27 protein-coding genes are annotated in these 23,184 nt (G+C 55.7%); 10 read left to right on the plus strand and 17 right to left on the minus strand.

The genetic code is table 11. The features are described from left to right. Window positions 1-324 precede the first annotated feature (324 nt). A complete protein-coding gene (locus tag H6G53_RS04570; RefSeq protein WP_190531104.1) occupies window positions 325-861 on the plus strand; it encodes a hypothetical protein in 537 nt (178 codons plus the stop codon). An 84-nt stretch (window positions 862-945) separates the two neighbouring features. On the opposite strand, the gene lipA is transcribed toward H6G53_RS04570, so the two are convergent. Beyond that, a complete protein-coding gene (gene lipA / locus H6G53_RS04575; RefSeq protein WP_347343093.1) occupies window positions 946-1,866 on the minus strand; it encodes a lipoyl synthase in 921 nt (306 codons plus the stop codon). A gap of 653 nt (window positions 1,867-2,519) precedes the next feature. On the opposite strand from lipA, the gene H6G53_RS04580 reads away from it, so the two are divergent. Further along, the gene (locus H6G53_RS04580) at window positions 2,520-3,080 is read left to right on the plus strand and encodes a response regulator (RefSeq protein ID WP_099534327.1); all 561 of its coding nucleotides are present in this window, start codon (window positions 2,520-2,522) and stop codon (window positions 3,078-3,080) included. A 65-nt stretch (window positions 3,081-3,145) separates the two neighbouring features. Continuing rightward, window positions 3,146-3,808: a hypothetical protein gene (locus tag H6G53_RS04585; RefSeq protein WP_190531108.1), complete on the plus strand. Its 663-nt coding sequence runs from the start codon at window positions 3,146-3,148 to the stop codon at window positions 3,806-3,808. A gap of 66 nt (window positions 3,809-3,874) precedes the next feature. On the opposite strand, the gene H6G53_RS04590 is transcribed toward H6G53_RS04585, so the two are convergent. The 7 genes from H6G53_RS04590 to H6G53_RS04620 all read right to left on the minus strand — a co-directional run bounded on the left by H6G53_RS04590 (window position 3,875) and on the right by H6G53_RS04620 (window position 8,178). Next, window positions 3,875-4,381, minus strand: a complete 507-nt coding sequence (locus H6G53_RS04590; protein WP_190531298.1) for a YceD family protein — start codon at window positions 4,379-4,381, stop codon at window positions 3,875-3,877. Between the two features lie 129 nt (window positions 4,382-4,510). After that, complete coding sequence (locus H6G53_RS04595) at window positions 4,511-5,005, minus strand: R3H domain-containing nucleic acid-binding protein (RefSeq protein WP_099534330.1); 495 nt, start codon at window positions 5,003-5,005, stop codon at window positions 4,511-4,513. Next, window positions 5,005-6,231, minus strand: coding sequence for a membrane protein insertase YidC (gene yidC / locus H6G53_RS04600; RefSeq protein ID WP_099534331.1), 1,227 nt, complete (start codon window positions 6,229-6,231; stop codon window positions 5,005-5,007). Before yidC ends, H6G53_RS04595 begins: the two co-directional genes overlap by 1 nt. A gap of 355 nt (window positions 6,232-6,586) precedes the next feature. Then, window positions 6,587-6,973, minus strand: a complete 387-nt coding sequence (locus tag H6G53_RS04605; protein ID WP_099534332.1) for a PH domain-containing protein — start codon at window positions 6,971-6,973, stop codon at window positions 6,587-6,589. Window positions 6,974-7,073: 100 nt separating this feature from the next. Continuing rightward, window positions 7,074-7,496 carry a ribonuclease P protein component gene (gene rnpA, locus H6G53_RS04610; protein ID WP_099534333.1) on the minus strand — a complete coding sequence of 141 codons (423 nt, stop codon included), beginning with the start codon at window positions 7,494-7,496 and terminating at the stop codon, window positions 7,074-7,076. A gap of 62 nt (window positions 7,497-7,558) precedes the next feature. Continuing rightward, window positions 7,559-7,696, minus strand: coding sequence for a 50S ribosomal protein L34 (gene rpmH, locus H6G53_RS04615; protein ID WP_099534334.1), 138 nt, complete (start codon window positions 7,694-7,696; stop codon window positions 7,559-7,561). A gap of 233 nt (window positions 7,697-7,929) precedes the next feature. Further along, entirely contained in the window at window positions 7,930-8,178 is a 249-nt protein-coding gene (locus tag H6G53_RS04620) for a hypothetical protein (protein ID WP_099534335.1), read from the minus strand. Window positions 8,179-8,648: 470 nt separating this feature from the next. Between H6G53_RS04620 and H6G53_RS04625 the strand changes: the two genes are divergently transcribed. Then, window positions 8,649-9,488, plus strand: coding sequence for a hypothetical protein (locus H6G53_RS04625; RefSeq protein WP_190531110.1), 840 nt, complete (start codon window positions 8,649-8,651; stop codon window positions 9,486-9,488). A 68-nt stretch (window positions 9,489-9,556) separates the two neighbouring features. Beyond that, window positions 9,557-11,950: an NACHT domain-containing NTPase gene (locus tag H6G53_RS04630; protein ID WP_190531112.1), complete on the plus strand. Its 2,394-nt coding sequence runs from the start codon at window positions 9,557-9,559 to the stop codon at window positions 11,948-11,950. Here H6G53_RS04630 and H6G53_RS04635 read toward each other — a convergent pair. Then, the gene (locus H6G53_RS04635; RefSeq protein WP_190531114.1) at window positions 11,947-12,267 is read right to left on the minus strand and encodes an element excision factor XisI family protein; all 321 of its coding nucleotides are present in this window, start codon (window positions 12,265-12,267) and stop codon (window positions 11,947-11,949) included. The two genes, H6G53_RS04630 and H6G53_RS04635, sit on opposite strands and share 4 nt — an antisense overlap. Then, window positions 12,252-12,668, minus strand: a complete 417-nt coding sequence (locus H6G53_RS04640) for a XisH family protein (protein WP_190531116.1) — start codon at window positions 12,666-12,668, stop codon at window positions 12,252-12,254. Before H6G53_RS04640 ends, H6G53_RS04635 begins: the two co-directional genes overlap by 16 nt. Window positions 12,669-12,864: 196 nt before the next feature. Between H6G53_RS04640 and H6G53_RS04645 the strand changes: the two genes are divergently transcribed. Both H6G53_RS04645 and H6G53_RS04650 read left to right on the plus strand, forming a co-directional pair. Further along, on the plus strand, window positions 12,865-13,224 hold the full coding sequence (locus H6G53_RS04645) for a nucleotidyltransferase family protein (RefSeq protein WP_190531118.1): 360 nt from the start codon (window positions 12,865-12,867) through the stop codon (window positions 13,222-13,224). Window positions 13,225-13,226: 2 nt separating this feature from the next. Continuing rightward, window positions 13,227-13,559, plus strand: coding sequence for a DUF86 domain-containing protein (locus tag H6G53_RS04650; protein ID WP_190531121.1), 333 nt, complete (start codon window positions 13,227-13,229; stop codon window positions 13,557-13,559). Between the two features lie 163 nt (window positions 13,560-13,722). Here H6G53_RS04650 and H6G53_RS04655 read toward each other — a convergent pair whose 3' ends face one another. From H6G53_RS04655 to H6G53_RS04680, 6 genes are all read right to left on the minus strand, one after another. Then, complete coding sequence (locus H6G53_RS04655) at window positions 13,723-14,253, minus strand: transposase (protein ID WP_190531123.1); 531 nt, start codon at window positions 14,251-14,253, stop codon at window positions 13,723-13,725. Between the two features lie 246 nt (window positions 14,254-14,499). Continuing rightward, window positions 14,500-15,855 carry a formylglycine-generating enzyme family protein gene (locus H6G53_RS04660; protein WP_190531130.1) on the minus strand — a complete coding sequence of 452 codons (1,356 nt, stop codon included), beginning with the start codon at window positions 15,853-15,855 and terminating at the stop codon, window positions 14,500-14,502. A gap of 15 nt (window positions 15,856-15,870) precedes the next feature. Further along, window positions 15,871-16,167, minus strand: coding sequence for a DUF2442 domain-containing protein (locus tag H6G53_RS04665; protein WP_190531133.1), 297 nt, complete (start codon window positions 16,165-16,167; stop codon window positions 15,871-15,873). Further along, the gene (locus tag H6G53_RS04670) at window positions 16,148-16,384 is read right to left on the minus strand and encodes a DUF4160 domain-containing protein (RefSeq protein ID WP_190531134.1); all 237 of its coding nucleotides are present in this window, start codon (window positions 16,382-16,384) and stop codon (window positions 16,148-16,150) included. Before H6G53_RS04670 ends, H6G53_RS04665 begins: the two co-directional genes overlap by 20 nt. A 174-nt stretch (window positions 16,385-16,558) precedes the next feature. Beyond that, window positions 16,559-17,935 carry a hypothetical protein gene (locus H6G53_RS04675; RefSeq protein ID WP_190531136.1) on the minus strand — a complete coding sequence of 459 codons (1,377 nt, stop codon included), beginning with the start codon at window positions 17,933-17,935 and terminating at the stop codon, window positions 16,559-16,561. A 172-nt stretch (window positions 17,936-18,107) separates the two neighbouring features. Then, window positions 18,108-18,893, minus strand: coding sequence for a hypothetical protein (locus H6G53_RS04680; protein WP_190531138.1), 786 nt, complete (start codon window positions 18,891-18,893; stop codon window positions 18,108-18,110). Window positions 18,894-18,995: 102 nt separating this feature from the next. On the opposite strand from H6G53_RS04680, the gene H6G53_RS04685 reads away from it, so the two are divergent. Continuing rightward, window positions 18,996-19,319, plus strand: coding sequence for a hypothetical protein (locus H6G53_RS04685; RefSeq protein ID WP_190531140.1), 324 nt, complete (start codon window positions 18,996-18,998; stop codon window positions 19,317-19,319). Here H6G53_RS04685 and H6G53_RS04690 read toward each other — a convergent pair. Further along, window positions 19,244-20,668, minus strand: a complete 1,425-nt coding sequence (locus tag H6G53_RS04690) for an AAA family ATPase (protein WP_190531142.1) — start codon at window positions 20,666-20,668, stop codon at window positions 19,244-19,246. The two genes, H6G53_RS04685 and H6G53_RS04690, sit on opposite strands and share 76 nt — an antisense overlap. 254 nt (window positions 20,669-20,922) lie before the next feature. Here H6G53_RS04690 and H6G53_RS04695 point away from each other — a divergent pair, with 254 nt between their 5' ends. Together H6G53_RS04695 and H6G53_RS04700 are read left to right on the plus strand one after the other, a co-directional pair. After that, window positions 20,923-21,807: an NAD(P)-dependent oxidoreductase gene (locus H6G53_RS04695; RefSeq protein ID WP_190531144.1), complete on the plus strand. Its 885-nt coding sequence runs from the start codon at window positions 20,923-20,925 to the stop codon at window positions 21,805-21,807. An 88-nt stretch (window positions 21,808-21,895) separates the two neighbouring features. Beyond that, on the plus strand, window positions 21,896-23,149 hold the full coding sequence (locus tag H6G53_RS04700; protein ID WP_190531146.1) for a hypothetical protein: 1,254 nt from the start codon (window positions 21,896-21,898) through the stop codon (window positions 23,147-23,149). Window positions 23,150-23,184: the final 35 nt, after the last annotated feature.

Raw genomic sequence — 23,184 nt, forward strand, 5'->3', positions numbered from 1 at the left:
TTCACACGGGAACTGGCGCGGCGGTTTGTACGGTGGTTTATTTGCACGGTGGTTTATACGGATTGGGCGATCGCGCCTTTGAAGAACCGATCAAGCACCCAATCAACACCCAATCAGCACTAGATTTTAAACACCCCATTCAGCCCCCGACCCAGCGCCACCCCGCCACCGACCAATCAGGGATCTGGCCCCCGTTCAGACTCCATTCAGACCCAATTCAGAAAGCTTTCCAGTTCGGAGACGCTGGCTGGCCCAAACCGGCAAGATTGAGTCACCTTCTTTTCAGCCCCCCCTTCAGCACTACTCCTCGTTGGAATTTTCGCCATGATGCTCGATCGCCCCAAGTTTTCTCAGGCTTCGCGACCCGCAACCCCTCGCCGCGCTCCTTTGGCCTTGGCGCTGCTGGCCCTGGCCATGGTTCCGGGGTTGGCGGGCTGTAATTTGACCGGCGACCCTTCCGCCCAGGCAGCGGCAATTGATTCGGATCCGCTGCCCGACACGGTTTCGGTGGATCTGTATAAGCCGGACGGTGCTTGCAAAGGCTTGGTGGCCCAGTCGGTGAAAGTCCCGCGCGATCGGCCCTTGGAAGCGGCCGTGGGGCGGCTGTTGATTGAAGCAACCGGCGACAAACCCGATCCGGCCTTTGACCTGCGCCACTATCGCATCAGCTTGGACACGGCCAAGCGATCGGTCACCATTGACCTGCGCTTGAATCCCGATGGCCGCCGCAAGTTCCAATCCCTGTCCAGTTGCGAACAGTTAACCCTGTTTGGCAGCTTGCAGGCGACCCTCACGCGCAATCGACTTTGGCCGGTCGATCGGGTCTATTTCACCGACGGCGATCGCCCCTTGAGTCTATAAGGCAGTGACCAGGCGAGATCGACCCATGGGCAATGATTGGGGCAACGATGGGCAATCATCGGCAACTACGGGCAATCATTCAGCTCAATCCGCCTCCCCCGCATGGTAGGAACTGCGCACCAAGGGCCCCGATCGCACCTGGGTAAATCCCAGCTCGCGGGCCAGCGCTCCCAGGTGGTCAAACTCTGCCGGTGTCCAATATTTCTGGACGGGTAAATGGTCTAGGGACGGGCGTAGGTATTGGCCCAAGGTCAGCCGATCGCAATTCACCGATCGCAAATCTTCCAGGGCTTGCAAAATTTCCGCTTCCGTTTCCCCATGACCCAACATCAGCCCGGACTTGGTGGGAATGGTGGGATCCAGTTCTTTCACCCAGCGCAACACATCCAGCGATCGGTGATATTTAGCGCCGCGCCGCACGGGCCCTTGCAGCCGCTCCACCGTTTCCAGGTTGTGGTTATAGCAAGCGGGCCGCAGGGCCGCCACCGCTTCCACCCGCGATCGCTGCTTAGCCTGGGGGTCGGGCTGGCCGCCCCAAAAATCCGGGGTCAACACTTCAATTTCCGTGCCAGGGGATTGCGATCGAATGGCGGCGATCGTCTGTGCAAACACATTCACCCCCCCATCGGGCAAATCATCCCGCGCCACCGAAGTCAGCACCACATAGCGCAACCCCAACAGCGCCACCGATTCCGCCACCTTGCGGGGTTCTTTCGGGTCGATCGGCATTGGCGCATGGCCCTTGTCCACCTGGCAAAAGCCGCACGATCGGGTACAAACGGGCCCCATCAACAAAAATGTGGCGGTTCGATTGGCATAGCACTCGCCGCGATTGGGGCAACGGCCCTCCTCGCAAATAGTGTGAATTTGCCGCTGCTTGATGATGCGCTGAACTTCGGCTAACTCACTGGCCCGGCCCAAGCGTGGTTTCAGCCAGGTGGGCAACCCTTCGGGCACAGCGGAACTGGGGGCACTAGCGGCACTGGAAGAAGAGGACGGCGACACAGGCGGCAAATGGATTTTGCAAATGAATTTCCCCTATTGTGGCGTAAGAATTGCGGGGCGATTGTTTGACCGCTGTTTGGGGAAATTTTGAGAAGAAATTGGGGGCGCTTGGGGGCGTTTGGGGGCACTTGGGGGAAAATTGCAAGGCGCAGTTTGGGGGCGATAGTTGGCTGATTTTGGGAAATAGTTGGCTGATTTTGGGAAGCCGTGCCGGGCGATCGCGCATGGGGGCAAGCTTGGGAAAAGCAGCACTCGCGATCGGGAAACTGATCGCACCAGCGGCGGGGCTTTTCAAACCTCGGGACGATCGCCATATACTGGAATCGCAGATGCCCAAGGGCCTTGGCTGTCGATCCAGTAACCTGGAAACATCGCTGAACATCCCTGGCGGACTCAACCCCAGGATTTGCAACGGTCTTCGGGAGTTTTCGGAAAGATTTTTCCAGATATTTCCCCTGGAGACTACCGGAGAGTCCCGATCGCTCGTATCTTAAGCAGGGGTATCCATTGCCAGCCTGTTTTCGGCCCCGATGGTGGCTGAATGCGGTCTTGAGCGATCGCTTCCTAACTTTTCATGCAGCGCGCCGCCCCCTTGAAGGGCGATCGCCCCTATCACTCCCGAATCGTCTGCACGCAAGCCTAAGGAGAAAGTCGTGGCAACACACAAAATCCTCGTCATCGATGACAGCAAAGTGATTCGGCAGCGCGTCAAAGAAATGTTGCCAGCCGGAAACTTTGAGGTTCTCGAAGCCAAAGACGGACTCGAAGGGCTACAGCTCATTCAGCAAGAACATCCCAACCTGATCATGTTGGATTTCCTGTTGCCCAAAAAGAGCGGCTGGGAAGTCTATCAAGAAATTCAAACCCAACCCCACCTGCAAGCGATTCCGCTGCTGGTGATGTCGGGGCGCAAAGAAGAAGTGACCGAAAAAATTTCGGAACCCTTCGAGCGATTTGCCTTCATCGAAAAGCCCTTTGAAAAGAAAGAGCTAATCGAATCCATCAAAGAAGCAATGCGGATTGCTTCGCGGATTCCAGCCGTGGCCCCGCCGCCCGTGGCTGCACCGGCCGCCGCGCCCGTGGCTGCGCCGGGTGCTTCCGCCGCTGAAATCCAGGCCCTGGAGCAAAAAGTGGCGACCTTGCAAGCGGAAGTGGATCAACTGAAGAAGCAGTTAACCCAGCTTGTGACATTCATTAAGCAAAAGTTGCGCTAGTTCATGCGCCGCCGGCCCGCTGGCATGATCCCGCCGCCGCCTTAGCCCACTTCAAAAGCACCGGTATGAAACAGCATCAAAGTTCTGATCTTCAAAGTTCTGATTTTGAGACGGATTTTGGTGCAAACCGTGGCGACCAACCCAACGACGGACAACCAACACCCGATCGCCCCATAACACCCAGCCAGCAGCACCCATTCTTCGCTTGGCGGGTTTCTCCTTGGCTGACCAGCGCTCTGGTGGTGAGCACGGTGCTGGCGGGCGGTCTGGTTTGGGTGGCCTCGCCGCCGGCCTGTGCCTGTGGTTCTCCCTTGAAGCCCTCGGTGGGCCATGTGGTGCGGGCCCAGCAGATGTTTTATCAGGAGTATGGGCGGTTTGCCCGCGACGGCGCAGAACTACAAGCCCGGGTGGGTGCGCTAGTGTCGCCCAAGCTCAATCAGCAGTACCGCATCTACACCAGCGGCAATGCGGACACCGCTTGGGTGATGGGTGAGCATCGATCGCCCCCGGAGCTAACGCCGCTACGCTGGACACAGGTGCTGGTGAATAAACCCTTTGCCCGCAATTTGCCCTCGGATTATCAAATTCAGCTCAAGGTCAATGCTCAGGGGCGATCGAACCCAGCCCTTCAGGTGAGTCATTGCGAGATTCAGCGCCAATGGGTGGGCAATCCGCCGCTGGAACCCTTGACGTTGATGGAAATGCCGCCCCGTTGCCAAGCCCGCTAGGCCCTTAGCCACAAGATTACTCGCCACAAGGCCAGCCAGGGCCCAAACCCGTCACAAGATTGCACCTTAGCGATCGAGCTGGTTCTTCAGGGAAGCCAGGGCCGACCAACGGGCATCGATCGCCGGTCGCGTTTCCACAGCGTCTTCCGGCTCCAAAATTCCTTGGCAGTCTTCGCTACAAAGCTGCTGGGCTGGCAATTCAAGACAAAATTGCTGATAGAGCCAATCTTCGGGATAAAAATAACCCGTTGGCGACAAGGATTCTTGTAAATCCTCAGCGCTGATCTCTCGTTCTAGGGGTAAATCTTTAGACTCCGCCGCCTCATCCAACCAAATCGGCTCTTGGGTATCGACCACCAGCCGCTGATTGTATTGACAAAGGCAGCGATCGCACGTGAGAGTCACAATTCCTTCCGCCTGGGCCGACACCTCCAGGAAATTGCCCCGGTGAACCACGCGCAACTTGCCGCGCACGGGGGTGAGGGTTTCCAAGCCTGGCAGAAAATCCTTGAATTCCCAACCGATCGTCCGATTGGTGGCCTTCAGGATGTGGGGAATATAGACCGAATCCACGGTAGGAACCCCGCAGCGGGGAGGGTAAAGATGGGTGCGATCGGGAATGGCAGCAGACCGAGGGCCATTCCCGAATGGCCAGCCCAACCCAAACCGCCGAACCCCCAAGGCCCAGCGGCACGGGTCAGGCTAGGCTTCGGTTGACTTCAGGGCCACCACCAACCGGCGGTGGGGTTCTTGGCCTTCGCTGTGGGTGGCGATGTCGCTGTAGGCCGCGAGCATGGCGTGGAGCTGTTTGCGTTGGGATGAGGAGAGTGAGTCGATCGCCACCGACTCCCCCGTTTCACGAACCTGCGACACCGCATTGGCCGCCACTGACTCCAGCTCGGCCCGTTGCTGGGCCCGGTAGCCGTTGAGTTCGATCGTGTAACCGCAATGGTCATCCCGATCGACTCCCACATTCAGCAGCATATTCGCCAAATACTGCATCGCATCCAGGGTCACCCCCGCTTCACCCACCACGCTGGTGATTTGCTCCGGAGACCAGGGCGAACCATCGATCGTGAGCCAATAGTTCAGCGCATTATCGATCGGGTCGTGCTGGGCTTGCACCTGGGTCGGCAAACCCAAGCGCGCCAGCAGCCCCTCCAGCCAAATTCGTCCCCGATCGCCCGGATCACTCATCACGACTTGCCCTTTTGCTTGTTGTTGTTCGTGCTGGGTTTGTTGCCTGGGCCCTTGCTCGGCTGATTCTTCGCCGGGCTGCTGGCCTTCGTGCCCTTGGGTTCAAACGGCAGCCGGCCCGTCGCGCCATCCACCGCCACCGCCTTCACATCCACAATGCCCTGAGCTTCCGCCATCTTTTGGATATTCTCCGGCAGCGGTTCCCGAGACAAAATGAACGCTTGGGCCGTTTGGAACAGGTTCGCCACCACCATGTACATCAGCACCCCAGCGGGCAGGGGGAAAAACAGAAACATCCCCGAAAAGATAATCGGCGTTAGCTTATTGGCCGCCGCCTGTTGCGGGTTATCCGTTGCCCCTTGGCTGGAAATCGATTGGCTGACATAAAGGCTCAAACCAAACAGCAGCACCATCGCCACAATATCCCAGTGGATCCCCTCATCGTCCACTGCGCCCACATGGCCCAGCGCACTGATGAACAGGAAGCCCTTGCTCGCCGCCAGGCCGGGAATCGTCCCTTGCAGGGTCACATCCCCCGGTTGCAGCGCCGTGATTTCACCGTTGGGGCCCAACTGCACCCGCTCGGCTCCCTTCATCACTTGCCACTTGGGCGAGAGATCAATGTCCCCACCGGCTTCTGTGGCCAGGGTGTTCAGGGTTTTGCCTTCGGGCGTTTGGAACTCCAGCTTGGTGGTGTCACCCACGGCCAGGCGCGTGCCACCGGGCAACAACCCAACCACGGGATAGTGGGTGCTGTCGGAAATGTAGATGTTCTTGGGCGGGGTGGCAAACGCTTCCGGTTGCACCCGCTCAATTTGCTCCTGGGGCAAAATTTGCAGATTCACGGAGTAGGGCACATCCGCAAACGGCGAGCCACGCAGGGTGGTGAACAGGGCAATCAGCACGGGCATTTGCACCAGAATCGGGAAACAGCCGGCCAGGGGGTTCCCAAATTCCTTGTAAACGGCGCTGAGTTCTTCCTGCTGTTTTGCGGGGTCGCTTTTGTAGCGCTCTTGAATGTCCTTGATCTTTTTCTGCATGATCGGCTGGGTGATCTTCATCCGCCGCATACTGCGGATGGAGCCAGCGCTGATCGGATAGAGGGCAAAGCGCACCACCAGCGTCAGGGCGATGATGGCGAGGCCATAGCTGGGCACGATTCCATAGAAAAAATCCAGGATCGGCAGCATGACGTTGTTTGAGAGAAATCCAACTCCGAAATCCATGCGCGTTGCGTCGGTTGTGCGATCGAGTTGTTAAAAGTTATCAAAAAACCGTCAACGGGCGGTCAACGATTCGTTAAACGGAGGCAAAACGGCGCGGCTGGCCAAGGGTGACTCGATCGAGCAGAACGCTCACCCCATGAACCAGAGCTGCCCTAGCCCAAAGATGTGACTTCAGCTTATGCAAAGTGGGGGCCCTTGGGGGGTGGTTATCAAGTGGGGACTACCGCCCTGGCCGCGGGCCGCCGATGCCGCCCCATTCGTCACAGCCCAATCAACACATAACCCTCCGCCGGAAGCCACAGGGCCGTGCAAGCAGGAGGGTTGAACATGAGCAGCGAGGGGGCGATCGGGCGGTTTAGCGGTTGCTGGTGGCGGTTTGGGCCGCTGCGCCGATCCGCTCGTTGATGTAGTCGGCGACGGCTCGGAAGTTGGGAACCGATCGCATTTCCAGGCGGCTACCATCCTTGAGGGTCAGCACCATATCGCCCCAAGCACCCCAACCCCGGGGCACGGCCACAACGGCGCGAATTTCGGGATAAATCACATCGGAGCGATCGCGCCCCTGCCAACCGCTGGTGATTGAAATACGGCGGCTGGTGATGCGATAGCGCAACCAAAAGGCCCGCACGATCGAGCCGATGGTTAAGGGCAGGCAAATCACAGTTAGACCCAACAGCAAATTGACGATCAAATCGCCACGGTGGGGGCCGCCCTCATAGTAAACATCTTCCTTGATACCCATAGTCCAGTGCTCGTAAGGTTCAGTGCGGGCCAAATGGGGCGAATTGGGCGATCGCCGCCCCTGATGAATCGCGCAAAATCAACAGCGCAAACACAACGGTCTAAACGCTGGCTTGCTCCAAATCCAACTTGGCGGCGGTCAGCAACTGCTCCAATTCTTGCAGAATTTGGGGGTACTGACACAGGGGCATGGCTGGACGCACACTAATCACCGCCAGCCAACCGAGGGGCATGGTCGGCAAGTGCTGGCACAAAATACCGTGAATTTGTCGCCGCAGCCGATTGCGCACAACGGCGCGTTTATCAACTTTGCGGCTAATGCTGATGCCAACTTTCGGAGCCGGGGCCAGGGTGGGCAGCGTGGGGGCAACGGCCGCCGATGGTTCGCTGGGGGCGATCGCGGGGCTTGCCGGTGGCCGGTAGACCCAAAGGGTTAGGTGCTTGCTGCGATACCGTTTGCCTTGCCGATACACTCGGTCAAAGTCATGGCGGTGTCGAAGTCGGTAGGCTTGGGGTAAGGCCATGCACGTTTGGGTGTAGGGGTGATCGCTCAACCACCCTGGAGCGGACTGCCGGTGAGCAATCCTTAAACCGCCAACCGAGCGCGACCGCGACGGCGACGAGCATTCAGCACGCGGCGACCGTTCTTAGTCCGCATCCGGGCACGGAAGCCGGAAACACGCTTGCGCTTGCGATTGGTTCCTTCAAGAGTACGCTTGGTCATGGTTGGGCTAGCTCCGAGTGGGCGATTGGCGGACTAAGCGTTGACCAAACGGGAGCGGGGGCGATCGCACGGGAACGGTTCACGGCTGCACCCAACTGCTGTCTGGCTTGGCAGTCCATATAAATAGGTTCAACAAATTTTGCGCCTGTCTAGGTGTTAGAAAGCGCGACTTTCGATGATATCACGAGCCGGTGCGTTGGTCGGAGATCCGCAAGTCGCGCGGGGCCGCGATTCTATTGATCGGTGTTGTCGTCGGGATTGCTGGGGGGGCGATCGGGAAAGTAGCCGGTCATTTTGCCCAGCACCAGGCCGCCGATGCCCAACACGCCTTTTTCAAACAGGCCTTTGAAGGTTTGGAACAGTTCGGACTGTTGGGGATTGATCTGAGGCTGGTTGGCCAGGTGGATGGCGGCCCCACCCGAGAGGGCGGTGAACAAAACGGAGACGATCAGCAGTTGTTGATAGATCTGGGGGCGTTTCATGGGAGGTGACTCCGGTGATTTCTGGAACAATTCAAGGATTGCCCGAAATCGCTGAAACGTGGTCTGAGTAAAGTGTCCGGGTTTTGTCAGACTGTCTGATTTTTGTCAAAGACATCGATCGCCCCGGCGAGATCGCCGGGGCGGGTGAGGTCGGTGGGGGCAACGGGTTTCGGGCCTGTCGTCATTTCCATCGCCGTAGGGGTTGGGTCTCCCAACCCTAACCTGAGCGATCGCCACAAACCTGTCCACCCCTGGGAACATGCCAGGATCACGGGGACTGGGCGGGGAGACCCCGCCCCTACGACTGATCGGTTGGGACAGCGAGATCATTAGGGTTTTGGGCGATTTGACGACAGGGTTTAAATCCCTTGTCTGGGGAAAATAGCCGATCGCGCCTTGTTGCTCGCAGAATGGAGTTGCTTTCCCCCAAAGTCTCGTTGCGCGATCGCCGGTCTCTCAGGATTTAGTTCATGCCTTCTCGATCGACTGAGGCGTACCAAACCCAAGCGGTTGATATTCATCCGGCGGCCGATCGCCTGTGGTTTGAGCTGTGGCGATCGCAGTCGATCGAGCAGCGCTGGCAACGGGTCTGTGGTTTGCAGCGTCAGGGGCGTTGTTTGGCTCTGTGGGCGGCTCGGCAGCGGTTGCCTGCAACGGCGACTGATTTGGCGATCGCTCAGGAATTTGCGCGGGCGATTTTGGGCGATCGGTTGGGCGATGGTGGTTCGGAGCGGTTGACCTATGGCGGGGATCCCATGACTTGGCAGCAAGATCAGTCGGCGATTTTGGCTCAACTGCATGAACTGTTTGAGCAGCGATCGATTCCCTACTTGGTGACTGGTGGGCAGGCGGCGATTATTTGGGGTGAGCCACGGTTTACGACGGATTTGGATATTTTGCTGGCGATCGATGGGGCGCAACTCTCGGCGCTGACCCAAACCCTGGAAGCGGCGGGTTTTTATGTGGCGGAACCGCTGCACCACACGATCAACATCATCCACCGCGATCGCATTGACAATGCCGATTTGATCCTGTCGCAGCAGACTCCGTTTGAACGTTCTGCGCTGGAGCGGCGGTATCGGGTGGAAGCGCCGGGGATTCCGGTTCACTACATTGCCACGGCTGAGGATGTGGTGTTGGCGAAGTTGTTGTGGCGGCGCAGTTCCCGATCGGAAAAGCAGTGGCGGGATTGTTTGGGCATTGTCAAAATTCAGGGCGATCGCCTCGATCGCGCTTATTTGGCGACTTGGGCGGAGCGGCTGAGTTTGGAGGATGATTTGCGCGATCTGTTGGCGGCGGGCGGGCTGTAGCGGTTGACCCATAGCCGATCGCGCGGGGTTTCTCGCAAAATAGAGGTGGTTCTCCACTCGATCGCCCCATGAATTTTTACGAACGATCACTACGAGCTACAGCGGTAGGCTGCGAGAAGCTAGCCGAGTCCTTGAAAAAAAGTAATTACACCAAAAGCTCAATTGGAGATTTTATTCAGTACCGTAAAAGCTCTAGCGAGAAAGGTGATAGAGAAATTAAACAGGTTGGTGTTAAACGCCAGACGATCTCCAAAATGTTTAATGGACATAAGGTTGATCGCAGAATTTTTCTTGAAGTATGTAAGCTATTGGGGCTGAATTGGCAGGAGATTACCGAGTTAGCAACTAGCGAGCCGCCTGCTCCGAGCGTGGCATCGGATGCGATCGATGTGGCGTGGGTGCGATCTCAGGTGGAGGCGGACTTGCGGCGGCGGTGCGGCACGATGCGGGTGCTGGATATGGAACAGCCGATCGCCCTGGGCACGATTTACACCCAAGTGAATGTGCTGGAAAAGCTGACTGCAAATCAGCGCCTCAGCTCATCGGAATTGCTAGGAAATTTGGATGAAATTGAGGAGTTTGATCGATTTTGTCTAGGTAAAGTGCGCCAAGAGAAGATCTCGGGCTTAGATGCTGTTACCCGACATAAAGCGCTGATGGTGTTGGGTTGGCCGGGTGCGGGTAAAACTACGTTTTTGAAGTATTTGACAATTGCCTGCCTGGATGGAAAATTCTTAGGCAATCTTGTGCCTATCTTTGTCACGCTCAAAGAGTGGACAGAATTTCCAGGCGAGCCAAATTTACTGAATTTTGTATCTCAGCAGTGGTCAGATTGTGGGATTACCGATTCTGAGTCTGTTTTGCATCAATGCCTGAAATATGGTCAAGCTCTGGTCTTGTTGGATGGGCTAGATGAGGTGTTGGCAGCTCATACGGATCGGACGATTCGGGAAATGCGGAACTGGGTTGATCGTTTTCCCAAAAATCATATTCTTGCCACTTGTCGAATTGCTGCCAAGGAATATACCTTTGAGCGTTTTACTGAAGTAGAGGTGGCAGATTTTTCGGAAGAACAGATTCAAGAATTTGTTACTAATTGGTTTACTTGTCATCAGGACTTGCCTAAGATCGAACGTTTTCTAGAACGACTAGCAAATGAAGAGCCAATTTTGGAATTAGCCAGCAATCCGCTGCTGTTGACCTTACTTTGCTTAGTATTTGGTGAGAGTGGTGATTTTCCAGTCAACCGAGCCAAGCTTTATGAAGAAGGTGTGGATCTGCTGCTGAAGAAGTGGGATGGTAAGCGAAATATTCAGCGAGATCAGGTCTACAAGAATCTATCAATTGGTCGAAAGGAAGATTTGCTCTCGCAGTTGGCGCTGGCAACCTTTCAAGAGGGGTCTTATTTCTTTGATCAGCGAGTGGCAGAAGAGCAAATTATGGCTTATATCCATAATTTGCCGGATGCTAAAGATGATCCAGAAGCCTTGCGGCTAGATAGCGAAGCTATTTTGCGCTCAATTGTGGCTCAACATGGCTTACTGACAGAACGAGCGCGCGGAGTTTATTCCTTTTCGCATTTGACTTTTCATGAATACTTTGCAGCCAGAGAAATTGTTGATCGTCAAAATTGGCAACTGCTAACTCAACATTTGCTTGATAAAGCTTGGCGGGAAGTCACCTTACTCGTAGCGGGCAGCGTTCGGCAAGGCGATCAATTAATTCTGACGCTGAAACAAGCTACGGACAATCTGTTGGCTGATGATCCACAGTTGCAGGCTGTTTTAGCCTGGTCTACTGAAAAAGCAGCATCGGTAGAAGCGCCTTACAAACCACAAGCAGTAATTGCGTTCTACTCTACCCGTGCCCTCACTCGTGGTATTGCTTCTGATCTCGCTATAGTCAAGACTTTTGACCTTACTCTTTTTCGTGGGCTTAATTTCGCTATTGATTTTGCTTTCGATCAGGCTTTTGCTCTCGCTCTCAATTATGCTCTCGCTCTCAGTCAGGATTCCTCTCCCGATTATGGTCTATCTTGCGAGCAAGTTTTTAATCTCAATCTTAATCGCGCTCACGCTCACGCTCGCAATCTGAATAACCAAGACCTAGTAGCCCAACTAACTGCTCTAAAAGGCCAATTGCAGCCTATACGAAGCTCACCTTGGAAGCAGAGAAAAAAATGGTGGAAAAATGAAGGACAAGACTGGATCAGATCTTTACGAGCTGTGATGATTGAGCATCGCAATATTGGTCATGACTGGCAATTTTCTGATCGACAAAAAGAGCTTTTGTGGAAGTATCATGATGCCAATTTGCGATTGGCAGAATGTTTGAATACTGATTGTTATTTGTCCCGAGAAGTGCGGCAAGACATCGAAGCCACAATGCTGCGCCCGATCGCCCAAATTGAGGCCTACTACGCCGCCAAAGGCAAACCCTATCCACCCGTGCCCAACCCCTAACCCGCGATCGCAGACAGAGGCGATCGGGGACTCGCGGGCACAAAATCTTCCTCCCGCAACCCCAACTCAATCAGGTCATCGATCAACGTATCCGTGCCGTTCCACTCCACCCGAATTTGCTCCCCGATCGCCCGTAAATGCACCACCACACTGTGGATGCGATCGTGCCCCGACCACCCCACATTCATCAACAAATAATTCCCCGTTTCCCCATCACAAACCGCAATCAGCTCCACCCCCCGATCCGTTCGCGCCAACCCCACATACCGCTGAAAAACCGTCTGAATCGCCTGCCGAAAATCTACATCCCCAGCCATTGCAACACCTCCAGCTCAGGATCAAAAATTAGTAACTGAATTTGCTCTCGAATTAACCAACCCTGAATCACTTCTTTTGAAAAATATTCAGAATAAATTTCCTGAGGAACTGCCAAATATAAACGTCTCTCAGGCTCGTCACGCTCTAACAGATAACGATATAAACCATATTGCCCGATCGCTTTCTGCAATTCAGTAATTGTAGAAACTCCGCCAAGAACCTTAACTTCAACTGCAATCTTTTGAAGTCCCCGTTGAGCTGCCAAAAGCTTTTCAGCGCCCAGATCAGCAAATACCAATAGCTCTTGATCGCCCAAGGGCAAGGGATCGTGGGTGATTGTCCAACCATCCTTCTCTAGGGCATTGCGAACAGTGTCATGGTACAGATCGCGGCGTGACATGGCAGTTAAAAATCTTCCTCCCGTAACCCCAACTCAATCAGGTCATCGATCAACGTATCCGTCCCGTTCCACTCCACCCGAATTTTGCGGGTGAAACAGACATAGGCATCCTCCGCAAATGCTGCTCACTCCCAGTCTAGCCGCTGCCATTTCCCGCCCGATACACTAGACAGCAACCACCCCACTCGATCGCCCCATGCCACCCTCTGGTCTCTCGGTGACAGAACTCTATCAACGCTTGCAAACCAGCCCCCAAGCGATCGCGCAGTTCTGTGAAAAATGGGCGATCGTAGAACTAGCGCTGTTTGGGTCTGTATTGCGCTCAGACTTTCGACCGACCGGAGCTGATCCAAGCGATATTGATTTGCTCTATCAAAGCGCCCCGGAAGCGCACTATGGTTTCAAGTTTTTTGATTTGCAATCAGAACTAGAAAAATTACTGCAACGTAAAGTTGACTTGATTAGTAAAAAGGGACTTGAAATGAGCCGCAATCCCCTACGTCGCCAAGAGATTCTCAACGCCGCTCAAGTAATTTATAAAGTCTCTAGAGTATAAAAATGAGCAGAGATCAGCAAGCTATTCTCGATATCATTGATTCGATTGAACTCATTCAAAACTATACTCGATCGAACAATTGGAGCCAAGCCAGAACGATAGAATATGATGCAGTTATTCGGCGCTTGACGATTATTGGTGAAGCGACCAAGCGCCTATCAATGGAGTTTCGCACTAACCATCCGGAAATACCGTGGAAAGCAATGGCTGGGCTACGGGATTTTGTCGTCCATGAGTATGATGTTATCAATTTGGAAATCATCCAAGATGTGGTGAATTTTGAACTTCCCCAACTGTTACCACTCCTCAACAGTTTGCTAGATGGAGAATTCTAATTAACCTGAAACAAGACCTTGGGCTGCAACTGATTCAAACCGAAAGCCGCATCGAAATCACCACCGAAGAGCAAGGGGCGATCGTTCGCGGCCGGATCGATGTGTTGGTGCTGCCCCCACCCCCCTATCGTTCCTACGCTTCGCGTGGGAACGATGTCTGTTTCTACCAGGGATCGATCGCCACCAGTCCCGTTTTCCCCAGATAGTTTCGCGCACTGGAATAGCGCCAATCGGCGGGATCGTCAACATAGCCGCGCTTGACGGGATTGTTGTGGATGTAGTCCAGTTTTTCGCGCATCATGTCATCGCTCAAGATGAGTTCAGCGTGTGAACCTTCCTGCCAGAGTTGATACTCCCGATCGCCCTTATGGGCCGCTTTGGCGAAGGCAAGTTGTCCCAGCAAAGTTTGGGCGTTATGCCGTTGGAGTAAATCGATCGTTTGTCGAGCGGTGAAGGATTTGAACCGGGCGATACATCGATCGAGTTGGGGAGCCTGGGCGATGAGATGGAGGTGATTTTCGAGGATGACGTAGCCGTAGAGTTGAAAGCGATCGTTTTGGCGGAGGTATTGCCAACTATCGAAGACGATCGCCACGGCTTCGGGTCGCGTGAAGATGGGGAGCCATTGGACGATCGTGCAAGTGAGGAAGTGGGGGCGATCGGGTTCAGTGATGACGTAGCGGCTACGACCCATAACCTATATGGTTTCTACTTTTCCCTACTTTACCGTCGATCGCCCCTCTCCATCCCCACCCCCCTATCGTTCCCACGCGGAGCGTGGGAATGCTGTGTGGACGCTCTGCGTCCCGGTGGTGCTGGTGTGCTACGCGACGCGGAGCGTCGGGGCTGCGTTCCCACGCTCTGCGTGGTAACGATAGAAAAAAAATAAAAAAAGGCGCTAACGCGCCGGAAGAGGGAAAGAGGGAAAAAGAGTAGAGCGCTATATAGTTCTGGGGAGAAGAAGCCGAAAACCAATGTAGTAGTTCTGGCGATCGCGCGTGTCGTTGCTCCGAAACGCCGAGCGGCAATGCTTCGGGTAGTCGCCCCACGAACCACCACGCAGCAGTTTGGCTGAATTTCCTGAATTTAGTACAGCTTTCAAGTATTGCTCATGATTTCCAGAATAAGAATGATTGTCATTATCTATCCAGGCACGACCGTCTGTAGGTGCGCCGTTATAGCTTCCATGCCAGTCATCCATGCACCACTCCCAAACGTTCCCGTGCATGTGGTGCAAGCCCCAGGCATTGAGCGCTTTTAGGCTGTTTACGGGGACGGTTGTTTGCCGATCTTTTCCTTTCTGTCCGTTGCCGTAGGTATAGTTGCCGTTGTAGTTGGCGACTTCTGTGGAAAGGGTTGCGCCAAAGTGAAAGGGTGTTTGTGTTCCGGCGCGGCAGGCATATTCCCATTCGGCTTCGCTGGGCAGTCGGTAGGCTTTGCCGGTGGCTTGGCTGAGGCGAAGACAAAATTCAATGCACTGCTTCCAACTCACTCGCTCAACGGGGTGATCAGGATTTTTGAAGTTTGATGGGTCGGGATCAAGTTGAATGCTAATTTGATCGAGGTTTGCCACGGCTCGCCACTGGGCTTGGGTCACGGTGGTGCGGCTCAGGAAGTATTCGGGTAGCGTGACTTGGTGAATGGGGCTTTCAGCGCTGCCTAGTTCCTGTTCGTTGTCCGGTGATCCCATCATGAAGTCTCCGGCGGGGATGCGGACAAATTCGAGGTTCAAGCCGCAGGCGGTTTCGATGAAGCCTTGGTTGCTGCCCGATTCTTCTTTCGCGATGCTGCCGTATGAGTCTAGGGTGATGACCGTGTAGGTGTAGGTTTGGCTGTACCAGCGGTCTCGTTCTGCTTGCTCTTCTTGCTCTTTGGCGGCTTGGGCTGCCCGACGATCGGCTTCTTCCTGTGCCTGCCGCTCGGCTTCTCGACGCTTGGCGGCTGCTTCCTGGTCGTTGAGCCGCTTCAGGAGAGCAAAAAATTCCCGATCTAAGGCGATCGCGCTGGCTTCATCACCCAAACGCCGTAACAAAACCTGCAATCGTTCAATCAGCTTGCCATCTGCACCAACCAGCACTTGACCGAAGGCGGCGATCGCCTCGGACATTTCGGCAGTTTCCGACGGTGGATTTCCCCCGCGCCGTTGGGTGATCTCGCGGATCGATCGCTTCAGGTCTGACCTTGTGCGATCGGGGTCGAGATGGGCGAACTGTTCGGCGATCGTGAGGATGCCATCGAGCAAATAATCCACCTTGGTGGCGGGTTTGGATGGATCAAGAATGGGTAGCTTATTCATGGTTTTTTGTGGGTATTATCGTTGATCGAGCCAGGCTTGAAGCGATCGTTGACTTTCGCCAGAAGGTTGTCCCAACAAGAGGTTTTTGACGCTGATATCTTCGTCGAGATCTGGCCAATAAATGCCGGTTTGGTTCGGAGCAATTTCCCAGCGATCGCGCTCGGCGGGTGAACCGTGGAAGAGGCGGGGATACCAGGCGATCGGCACAGAAATAATTCGACCATCGGTCAGGGTAACGGTCAGTAATTCATCGGTGAGCGTCAAGCCAAGAATTGGCGGGACTTGGATTATTTCAGTCGCGAAAGAACTCATCCCATTTCTCCATCAAGTCAGGTTGATTGGTTTCGATTAAACGCTGAATACGGTTCAACTCTTTGGCACTGAAGCCTTGGTTGGACTGCAATCGGACAGGAACAAGCCAAAATTTTGCCTCATTGTTGCTGGTGCGAACGTGAATATGGGGCGGTTCGTCGTGATCGCCTGCGTAGCAGAAAAAACGATAGCCATCAATCCGCAAGAGCGTTGGCATAGTCTTTAGTATGTTGCTGGTCGTTATCGTTCCCACGCTCGGCGTGGGAATGCCGTATGGACGCTCCGCGTCCCGGTGACAGGAGTAAGAGGGTTACGGGATGCAGAGCGTCGGGGCTGTGTTACCACGCAGAGCGTGGGAACGATGGGACGGCGTGGGAACAATGGGAGGTGTTTACAGGGTGTCGAATTGGGCGAGGTTTTCCCAGAAGAGCGATTGCAGTTGTTGAACTAATGACTTTTTGAGCTCGTCATCCTTCACTGAGTCCAAAATCTCTGGCAGGAGTTGAGGAAGCTGGGGCGGGCGATCATAAAACGAGAGGTAATACAGATCTACTTGCATCATCAGGATGAGATTGCCGATCGTGGCGAGGAAATCGGCTAATTCTTCAATGTATTTTTCATCATTGACGATGTAGCCATAATCGTGAGTTTCATCAAACATATTCAGCTCACGATCTTCTTCCTCCCGTTCCAGTGTTTTCAAATTGGCTTCATCAACTGGCCGGCGTTGGGCAATTTCCTCTAAGCTACGGCCGCGATCGATCAACTTCAAACGATCATCCCGCCATTGCGCCGCATAGCGCTTCGCCGTGGGGTACAGCACATCCTTCCAAGAAATGGAAAACACCTGTTCGTAACTGCTGCCCTCACTGCGGTTGCAGCGACCAATGTACAAATCAATATTGTTGCCGTTGAGCTTGCACTCCAGAACGATGACGGGCGCAAAGGGCAGGGCGGTGTGGAGATTGTCGATCGCCGATTTGCCGCTGAATTGCTTGCTACGCCAACCGTTACCCTGGTAGTTCACCGGATGGGACGAACCCGCACCACACCGATCGCCAAACACCCGGCTGATCGTGTCGGCAATCCGATTACTGATGTTGACAAAACCGCGATCGACATTGGCGCGAGGCGACGGTTCGTGTTCCAACGCCAACGGCGAGATCGCCACCAACGGGGGAACCACATTTTGGGTTGCATAGTACCGATCATAGGTGTCCCGCAAACTACGCACCGTCACCGTCAGCGGATACACCGCACTCACCTCGCGATCGTCCGCCAGTTCACGCTGTCGTATGAAGTGCAGTTCCGCTAACATCAGTTCCTTGGCTTTTTGGAATTCCGCCAGGGCGATGTCGAACTTCATCCGCTTTTCTTGGATGACCAGATCATGACTCAGGCGCTGAGCAAGGCGGTCATCTTCCCGATCCTGGCGTTCCCGTTCAATCCGGGCGTTAAATTCTATCTGGCGACGCTGTTGCGCTGCTTGGAAGGCCCGATCAAGATCAGCCCGCGCATCCGCCGCCGCGATCGCCAGACTCTGGAGTCGTTCCTGATGAGCGTGATTTTGCTCTTGCAATCTCACGTTCGTCATCAACGTTGCCATGGCGTTTTCGCGCTGCATGTCCGCCGCTTCACGCATTCCCGCTCGCTGTTGATAGCTCGGCGGTGTGAGCCAACTGCTCGCCCAGCGTCGTGCCTTGTCAAACCAGTTGGTTGATTTTTGCATCTCGCTGCGGGACGAGTCGATCGAAACAAGACTTCCCATTGGTTTTCGGTTAATTGAAGGTTGTTGATCGTTCCCACGCTCTGCGTGGGAATGCCGTCTGGACGCTCCGCGTCCCGGTGACAGTGTTTGCAGGGCTAATCAACGGTTACGGGATACGCGACGCAGAGCGTCGGGGATGCGTTACCACGCAGAGCGTGGGAACGATGAGAAATTAAGCACGGGACAGGTTGAAAATTAATGTCGCGGCTGCCCAGCGAGCCGAAAGTCCACTCGCAAACAAAGTCGCATCATTGCCGGTTCCCGCATAGGCACAGCCTCCGGGTGTGACATAACCCAAAACATGACCGTTGGCATTCACCACCTCTAGATTGCTTTTAAGTGTACCCAGAAGATTTCCCGAACAGTCGTAATACTTATGTCCACTCACCGTGCCAACTTTGCCTCCCCCATAACGATGCCAGTAAACATCGCCATCGTCGTAGATCTTGACACTATTATCGTCGCCGGGATGAATTGGGCTAGAACAGGCGGAAGAGTGGGTTTCTAGGCTGTGGGAAGAAGTGGAATTTGCGAGGAATTCGAGCGATGAAGTAAGGTGTGAATCATGGGTTGATTCGAGCGTGTGGCTGTCATGACCGTGAATCGACGAATCACGGAAAGGAGAAACGCCACCATGATCGAAGCTTGGATAATCGAGGCTTGGATTCCACGTTGCCGATTCTTGTCCCCAGGCGCGATCATCGTTCAGATTCAGAACGTCTGTATGACCCAAGCCATGATTAGCTGTAGTCGGCGGATGCTCTCCGAACCCCAAGGAGGACTCATGAGCTAGTAGATCTGAGGTTAAAAGAGTTGGGTGTGGATCAGTGATCGGGGAATTGAGATCCAACCCGCTTTGAGTTTGATCATGCTGATGAGTTGGCTCTATAGCAGCATAATCGGCATGACCGTGGGAGTGGGCGATATGAGCCAAAGCATCATCAAAGGGTGGCTGCATAGCAACGATCACTCAAGCTTTTCTCTCAAGGTAGCTCAAGCTTCCGCGAATATCACACAGTCGATGATACAAACCAAACCTGATCGATTAACAGCAAGCATCATGATCCAGATTATTGCTGCCCAAGATGTCACCCTTCGGAACCTGAAACAAGACTTTGGGTTGCAACTGACCGATGATGCCGACTTTTTTCCCGAGTGGCGATCGCCCCAAGCGAGCCTCAGCGCCCTCGAACAACAACTGCTCGATCGCGTCAAACAGAACTTTCAAACCCTGCTCGAAGACCCACCCCTGCTCGAAGACGGCGTGAAAATGGTTGTGCTTGCGCCCCTGCGAGGTTTGGGGTCGGGCTATTGCGGGCGCTGGACGATCACTTCGCGGATCCGTTGCTTACGATCGGGGTCGATCGCCACCAATCGCACATAACAATCCAGGTTTTCCGCCAGGCAGGTTTCCAACTTCCCGATCGCCTCGGTTTCCTGGTGCGGTTCCGCCGTTCCGTAGCATTGCCAGGAATTCGCGTTGTAGTGGCGCTTGTCGGCCACCTCGATTCCCAGCCGGTAGCCGTTGTTGACGATCGGCACAAGCTGCGATCGAATCGTCGGGCCCAAGGGCTGCACCAACTTCGGCCGCTGGCTGCTGCGATATTCCAACTTCGCTTCCAAATCGGGATTGCCACTCAAGGGCGGCAACTCCGGTTCTAGCTTGGGCCGGGGCACGCCGCTGGGTTTGGCTTCCGGGGCGATCGGTTGGGTTTGGGTGTGGGTGGCCACGGCCGGCTCGGCGGCGATCGGCTCCGGTTGGGCAGTGGCGCTGTAGGGGCGCGATCGACCCTGTAGCCCGTTGGTTTCGCCTTGGCCGTTTTGGCTCACCGTTTCGCTGGCGGCATTGGCCTCGCCGTGGGGATTGTAGGCCGCCACCAAGTGCAGCTCCCGAATTCGATCTTGCTCCTTCACCAGGGCCGCCCCGATCGTCTTCAGTTGCTCCAGGGTCGGTTGCGGTTCTGCAAACTGGGGCAGCGCTTCCTTGGATTTCAGCAGCCGATTCGACACCTGCGCCAAGCCCGTGTCTTGGATGAACTGCCGCACCAGGTCGTCATAGACCCGCGATTTCATGGCCCCAAAGAAGTCCACGGATTGGTTGGGGAAGGTTTCCACCAGTTCGGCCACGGCGCGATCGGCCAAACCCAGACCCTCAAACATGCCGCGCACCACCTCCAGCCGTTCCGCCGCCGTCGGTTCCCAATAGAACTTGTCCATCCGCCCGTCGCGGATCAGGGGCGCGTAGAGCGTGCCAAAGTCATTGCCCGTGACGATGATCGGAATCCGGCGCACCGGCTCGCTGTCGTAGCTGCCGGGCAACTGCACGTTGGTGGGGTTGTCGGCAATGTTCATCAGGGTGGCGTTCACCAATTGGGTGTTCACCGTGTATTGGGTCAGGCGATCGAACCGGCCCGCCCCCGCATCAATATCGTTGATCAGCAGCACGCACATCCGCCCGCGCACCTTCACCATGTCCGAGGCTTCCCGGTAGCGCAACCGCAGCAACCGCGCCGGGTCGCCCGCGTCGGGGCTTTCCAATTCGCCGCCGGAAATATGCACCGCGTCGATGCCCATTTGCTCAAAGACTAGGTTGCACTGGAAGGTTTTGCCCTCGCCTTTTTTGCCATGAATGCCCAAAATCAGCGGCACGGGCACACGGGGCAAGTTCAAGAAGTTCTTGACCACATGGACGGCGACTTTCTCGGTGAAGCGGGGCGAAACGAAGTAGGACATGGTGCGCAACGGAGACAACGGGAACGGCGCAACCCAAGCGCCAGGGCAATTATCGCCTATCCCGTACCCCTCCCCGATCGAACCCTGATTAGCAATTGTTTTGGGTGCGATCGGGATTGCGATCGGGATGCTGTTGCCGGAACTAACCCACAGATCCCTTGCATCAATCTCCTTGGGAACTCCTTACGAACTCCTTACGAACAAAGAATCCTGACCGGTCAAGAATAGGAACTAGGAACAAAGAAGTAGACAGTATGGCCGAAATTGCATTTTTGGGATTGGGCGTGATGGGCAGCGCCATGGCTGCCAACTTGGCCCGGAGTGGAGCAACGGTGCGGGGCTGGAATCGCACGCCCGATCGCCCGACGGTGGCCCAAGCGGCGGCGGCGGGCGTGACGATCGCTCCCGACTTGGCCGCAGCGGTGGCCGAGGCGGATTTGGTCTTTTCCTGTTTGGGCGATGTGCCCGATGTGCAGCAGGTGTTGTTGGGAGCGAGCGGCGCGGCAACGGCGGCGCGAACCGGGGCGCTGTTTGTGGATTTCACCACGATCGGGAGTGTGGCCGCAATCGAGCTGGGAACAGCCTTGCGATCGCTGGGGTTTGGGTTTTTGGATGCGCCGGTTTCCGGGGGAGACGTGGGGGCCCAGCGGGGAACCTTGACGATCATGGTGGGGGGTGAGCTGGCGGATTTTGAGCGATCGCGCCCTTGGTTGGCTCCCATGGGCCAAACCATTCGCCACTGCGGCCCGATCGGCAGCGGCCAAGCGGTGAAGCTCTGCAACCAGGTGTTGGCCGCTGGTCACATGCTGGCCCTGTGCGAGGCCCTGCAATTGGCCGCTGCCCAGGATTTGGATCCGCAGTTGGTGATTGAGGTTTGCAGCACCGGAGCGGCCGGATCTTGGGCCTTGGCGAATTTGGGGCCGAAAATTTTGGCGGAGGATTTGGCCCCGGGCTTTGCGATCGCCCACATGCAAAAGGATTTGCGTTTGGTGGCGGAAGCTGCCGGTCACTGTGCTTTGCCGGTGACAGAACTGGCAAATCAGATTTTTCAGCAGGTTAGCGCCCTTGACGACGGCCAAGGCGCACAACAAGGCACACAAGCAGCGATTCGCGCCTATAAGACAACGATCCCGAAATAATTCTGTGCAATTTGAAACCGTAAGCTAAAGTAGACACTCGGTAGGTTGTTCTATTTTCTTGTCAACGTTGGGTTGGCAACCTGTGATCGTGAAATCTGTTGCAAACTCCCTGGTGTCTAGTCCAGCTTCCCCTGGGCGTATCCTGTGGGGACGGTCGATCGCCCTTGGCGTTGCGGGCACGGCAATCGTGTTAATTGCCCTGCCACTCACGGCCGGCAAGCAAACCCAGCCCAAAACGGAGGCCAGCACACCCTTGCCGGTGTCGCCTCTCAGTTTTGATTTACCCGGTGATGATGCTTCCCGATCGGGTTCCGGCTCGATCGCGAGTCAGCCAACCGGCGGCAGCAACGGAGATGTGCCCATTTCGGATCCCTTTGCCGCCAACCTGGAATCCATGGCCACGGTTCCCACCACCAGCGGCGCAGCACCCGGCCAAACCGGTGCTGCTCCCAACAGCGGCACAGGGGCCACCGGAGGCACAGCCACCGGTAGCCAACCCAACCCAACCCAGTCGGCCCCAGCAGCGGCCCCAACCACCGCCCGTCCCACGCCGGCCGCTCCGCTGAAACCCAGCAATGCCAAGCCGCCCACTGCGCCACCCACCCGACCGGCTCCCAACGGTCAAACGATGTTTTGGATGGAGCAGGCTCCCCAGCGGGCGTTTAATTTGCAAAAAGATCTGCCGGTTTATGCCCAAATTTTCCAAAGCCCCACCTCCATGGGTGTGGTGGCTGTGGGCGTGGCCGAAGGAAACTATCGGTTGATGGTGCAAAACGGCAGTTTGTTTGTGCAGCCCACGCCGAACTATTACGGCCACACGGATCCGGGCAATTTGTCTTGGGGGCAGCGGGTCACCAACTACGGGGCTTGCAGTGACCAGGGCCGCAGTGGCGGTAACTTGGCCGTGGCCGATCGCGCCTGTGTGGAGCGGTTGTCTGGGCGGTTGCCCACGGCCCTCACGGATCTGTATGCCGCTGGCATTGATCCCTACGAAGATTTGCAAGCCTTGGTCAACGCGATCGACCTGTATAACCAAGCCAGCCCGGTTCACTCCCGCTGGTTCCCCCAGGCCTTGGCGATCGCTCGGCGGGGGGGTCTCTCAGGGCTGGAGGCCTATGCTTGGGCCCGAACGGCTTCCTTTTATTTAGACAGCAACGATCGGTTGGACATCCGCAATGGCACGAACCGGGCTTCGGGCCTGTTGGGCATTTGCTCCCGGGAAGGTCGCGCCGTCACGCAATGGGAATGTGTCTATGCGGATCAGGCCCGTCGCGTCCAGGCGATCGCCACTACTTACCAGAGTTTCTTGAAGCTGGCCACCAACAAGAGCCGCCGGAGCTAGGAGCTGGCTGGTTTTTGCCCGATCGCTCCATGGAT

Source organism: Limnothrix sp. FACHB-406, from assembly GCF_014698235.1.
Lineage (GTDB): Bacteria > Cyanobacteriota > Cyanobacteriia > CACIAM-69d > CACIAM-69d > CACIAM-69d.

Coding starts and splice junctions, on each gene's coding strand:
- H6G53_RS04570 (WP_190531104.1), top strand. CDS start 325: ATGATGCTCGATCGCCCCAAGTTTTCTCAGGCTTCGCGACCCGCAACC.
- H6G53_RS04585 (WP_190531108.1), top strand. CDS start 3,146: ATGAAACAGCATCAAAGTTCTGATCTTCAAAGTTCTGATTTTGAGACG.
- H6G53_RS04595 (WP_099534330.1), bottom strand. CDS start 5,005: ATGAGTGATCCGGGCGATCGGGGACGAATTTGGCTGGAGGGGCTGCTG.
- yidC (WP_099534331.1), bottom strand. CDS start 6,231: ATGGATTTCGGAGTTGGATTTCTCTCAAACAACGTCATGCTGCCGATC.
- H6G53_RS04605 (WP_099534332.1), bottom strand. CDS start 6,973: ATGGGTATCAAGGAAGATGTTTACTATGAGGGCGGCCCCCACCGTGGC.
- rnpA (WP_099534333.1), bottom strand. CDS start 7,496: ATGGCCTTACCCCAAGCCTACCGACTTCGACACCGCCATGACTTTGAC.
- rpmH (WP_099534334.1), bottom strand. CDS start 7,696: ATGACCAAGCGTACTCTTGAAGGAACCAATCGCAAGCGCAAGCGTGTT.
- H6G53_RS04620 (WP_099534335.1), bottom strand. CDS start 8,178: ATGAAACGCCCCCAGATCTATCAACAACTGCTGATCGTCTCCGTTTTG.
- H6G53_RS04625 (WP_190531110.1), top strand. CDS start 8,649: ATGCCTTCTCGATCGACTGAGGCGTACCAAACCCAAGCGGTTGATATT.
- H6G53_RS04630 (WP_190531112.1), top strand. CDS start 9,557: ATGAATTTTTACGAACGATCACTACGAGCTACAGCGGTAGGCTGCGAG.
- H6G53_RS04635 (WP_190531114.1), bottom strand. CDS start 12,267: ATGGCTGGGGATGTAGATTTTCGGCAGGCGATTCAGACGGTTTTTCAG.
- H6G53_RS04640 (WP_190531116.1), bottom strand. CDS start 12,668: ATGTCACGCCGCGATCTGTACCATGACACTGTTCGCAATGCCCTAGAG.
- H6G53_RS04645 (WP_190531118.1), top strand. CDS start 12,865: ATGCCACCCTCTGGTCTCTCGGTGACAGAACTCTATCAACGCTTGCAA.
- H6G53_RS04650 (WP_190531121.1), top strand. CDS start 13,227: ATGAGCAGAGATCAGCAAGCTATTCTCGATATCATTGATTCGATTGAA.
- H6G53_RS04655 (WP_190531123.1), bottom strand. CDS start 14,253: ATGGGTCGTAGCCGCTACGTCATCACTGAACCCGATCGCCCCCACTTC.
- H6G53_RS04660 (WP_190531130.1), bottom strand. CDS start 15,855: ATGAATAAGCTACCCATTCTTGATCCATCCAAACCCGCCACCAAGGTG.
- H6G53_RS04665 (WP_190531133.1), bottom strand. CDS start 16,167: ATGAGTTCTTTCGCGACTGAAATAATCCAAGTCCCGCCAATTCTTGGC.
- H6G53_RS04670 (WP_190531134.1), bottom strand. CDS start 16,384: ATGCCAACGCTCTTGCGGATTGATGGCTATCGTTTTTTCTGCTACGCA.
- H6G53_RS04675 (WP_190531136.1), bottom strand. CDS start 17,935: ATGGGAAGTCTTGTTTCGATCGACTCGTCCCGCAGCGAGATGCAAAAA.
- H6G53_RS04680 (WP_190531138.1), bottom strand. CDS start 18,893: ATGCAGCCACCCTTTGATGATGCTTTGGCTCATATCGCCCACTCCCAC.
- H6G53_RS04685 (WP_190531140.1), top strand. CDS start 18,996: ATGATCCAGATTATTGCTGCCCAAGATGTCACCCTTCGGAACCTGAAA.
- H6G53_RS04690 (WP_190531142.1), bottom strand. CDS start 20,668: ATGTCCTACTTCGTTTCGCCCCGCTTCACCGAGAAAGTCGCCGTCCAT.
- H6G53_RS04695 (WP_190531144.1), top strand. CDS start 20,923: ATGGCCGAAATTGCATTTTTGGGATTGGGCGTGATGGGCAGCGCCATG.